The following is a 1,748-nucleotide window of genomic DNA, read 5'->3' as shown; positions in this document are numbered from 1 at the left end:
TGACAACGGGATCAAAGTAGTTCGGTCAGGTGCGATCAACGACGCCTTTGACTGCGTCCTTAGTTTTGCCCTTGGCGACCTGGGCCTTGCCCTTGCCTTCCTGCGCCGCGCCCTTAGCCTGCATTTCCTTGTTGTCCACGGCTTTGCCAGCAACCTGGCGTGCCTTGCCCGCCAGTTCGTTGGTCTTGCCCGATGCCTTGTCAGATGTGCTTCTCACGTAACTTCTCCTGAACAGCGCCAAACATGATTGTTTGCGTGCCAGTTAACTGCGGGGCAGTCGTTTCGTTCCCTGCACGGTGTCATCTCGGTTTAGGCGATCATCGCAAGGAGCGGCTCGACTACCGGACCATCCGATACCACCGAGATACCTGTCGAAGTTGTCGTCCGAGCGGACATGGAAGTAGAATCGCAGTCCTGGTCGTCGTCTGAATTAGCTTGATCGGACGATGTTGTGGTCAACACCTGAGGATACACCGCAAAGAGTGACGATCTCGCTCTATGCGGCGTTGCGGGAATAACGCACCCCTTCGCCGTTGAGTAAATGCTTGCAATTCTGGTCGTATCTGATCAGGTAAAGGGGCACCGGGATTCTCTTCGGAACTTCCCCGACTGTGTTCTGTTCGAACATCGCACTCAGGGGCAGATCGCCATGCTGCGCTTTCTCGTGATTTCCAGTCGTACCACCCCATCGAATGTTTCGAACGCTTGGAGATCATTCGACATTGTTCTCGCAGGCCCGGTGGCGGCAAATGCTCTTTCATCTTTTGACCTTGGCGGCCACGATGGCGCGATCATCGATCTCGACTACGAGGGTGACGAGATGATTGCGTGCGTGGAAATCCTCGAGGTCCGCCAGATCCCTTTCGTGTTCGCCGCCTTTGTTTCGAGTTCATTAAAGCCGCCTGGATGCTTCGTTCTGAGTGAAGCGAAAGGAGACATCTTGACGATTCATCGTCGCCTCTGGGAAATCTTTCGGACGAATTAGGATTCGCTTGAACTCGTCGAACAAAGGGGTGAGGCGGCCGCCGGACGTTTGAGTTCCTTGGAGAGCATGCTCGGGGTGGAGTGCACCTGAATTGCCCGCTTTGGCGGGTTTTTTCTACCGGGTTGCAGCTTCGCTGAAACGGGCCTCATCCAAGGCCACCATCAATGCCCTCCGCGCGCGGCCGACCCGGCTCTTGATGGTACCGATTTCGCACCCGCAATCCTTTGCGGCATCGGCGTACGAGCGCCCGGACACGACGAGCATCAGCGCCTGTCGCATGTGTTTGGGAAGACGGTCGATTGCCTCGGAAACATCTTTCAGCCGCAACGGCCAATCCTGATCCGATGGCACGGAGATTTCGAAGGAGGCTTCGGAAATGTCGGAGGCCAAACGGTAACGCTTCGACCGCTTGTACTGACTACAATACTGGTTCCGGAGGATGGTGAACATCCAGCTTTTGAGGCTGGTTCCGGGCGTGAAATGATCCAGATGGCGGAGGGCCTTCAAGACGGTTTCCTGTGCCAGATCCTCGGCGTCGGCATCCGATGTGGTAAATCGATGAGCGAAGGCCCGCATTACAGGACGTAGGGCGACGATTTCATTTTCAAGGGAAGGGGAGTGCGGCATGGCGGTTCCTCCGAGCACCAACCGGAATGGATACGCGCCCTAATGGTTCCCGCTCTTTCACCCACCGTCCGCTATCGAACCAAAAGGTTTCAATCGAGTTTGATGACATCGCTCACGTGAACGACGTCGAAGATCT

At 55.9% G+C, this 1,748-nt stretch carries 3 protein-coding genes; 1 reads left to right on the top strand and 2 read right to left on the bottom strand.

Going from position 1 to position 1,748, the window contains the following annotated elements; translation table 11 throughout:
- Positions 1-25: 25 nt before the first annotated feature.
- On the bottom strand, positions 26-217 hold the full coding sequence (locus ACPYOI_RS35615) for a CsbD family protein (protein ID WP_481417892.1): 192 nt from the start codon (positions 215-217) through the stop codon (positions 26-28).
- A 324-nt stretch (positions 218-541) separates the two neighbouring features.
- Here ACPYOI_RS35615 and ACPYOI_RS35610 point away from each other — a divergent pair, with 324 nt between their 5' ends.
- Positions 542-985 (top strand): response regulator, encoded by a 444-nt coding sequence (locus ACPYOI_RS35610; RefSeq protein WP_481424117.1) that lies wholly within the window; start codon positions 542-544, stop codon positions 983-985.
- Positions 986-1,099: 114 nt separating this feature from the next.
- On the opposite strand, the gene ACPYOI_RS35605 is transcribed toward ACPYOI_RS35610, so the two are convergent.
- Positions 1,100-1,612, bottom strand: coding sequence for a sigma-70 family RNA polymerase sigma factor (locus ACPYOI_RS35605; protein WP_481424116.1), 513 nt, complete (start codon positions 1,610-1,612; stop codon positions 1,100-1,102).
- Between the last annotated feature and the right edge of the window lie 136 nt (positions 1,613-1,748).

This window comes from Rhizobium sp. SVR5-2C (assembly GCF_056755115.1).
Note: the sequence above shows the minus strand (reverse complement) of the source record. Positions and strands in the feature narration are given on the sequence as shown.

What these genes read in the sequence shown, in the direction of transcription:
- ACPYOI_RS35610 (WP_481424117.1), top strand. Translation starts at nt 542, where the DNA reads ATGCTTGCAATTCTGGTCGTATCTGATCAGGTAAAGGGGCACCGGGAT.
- ACPYOI_RS35605 (WP_481424116.1), bottom strand. Translation starts at nt 1,612, where the DNA reads ATGCCGCACTCCCCTTCCCTTGAAAATGAAATCGTCGCCCTACGTCCT.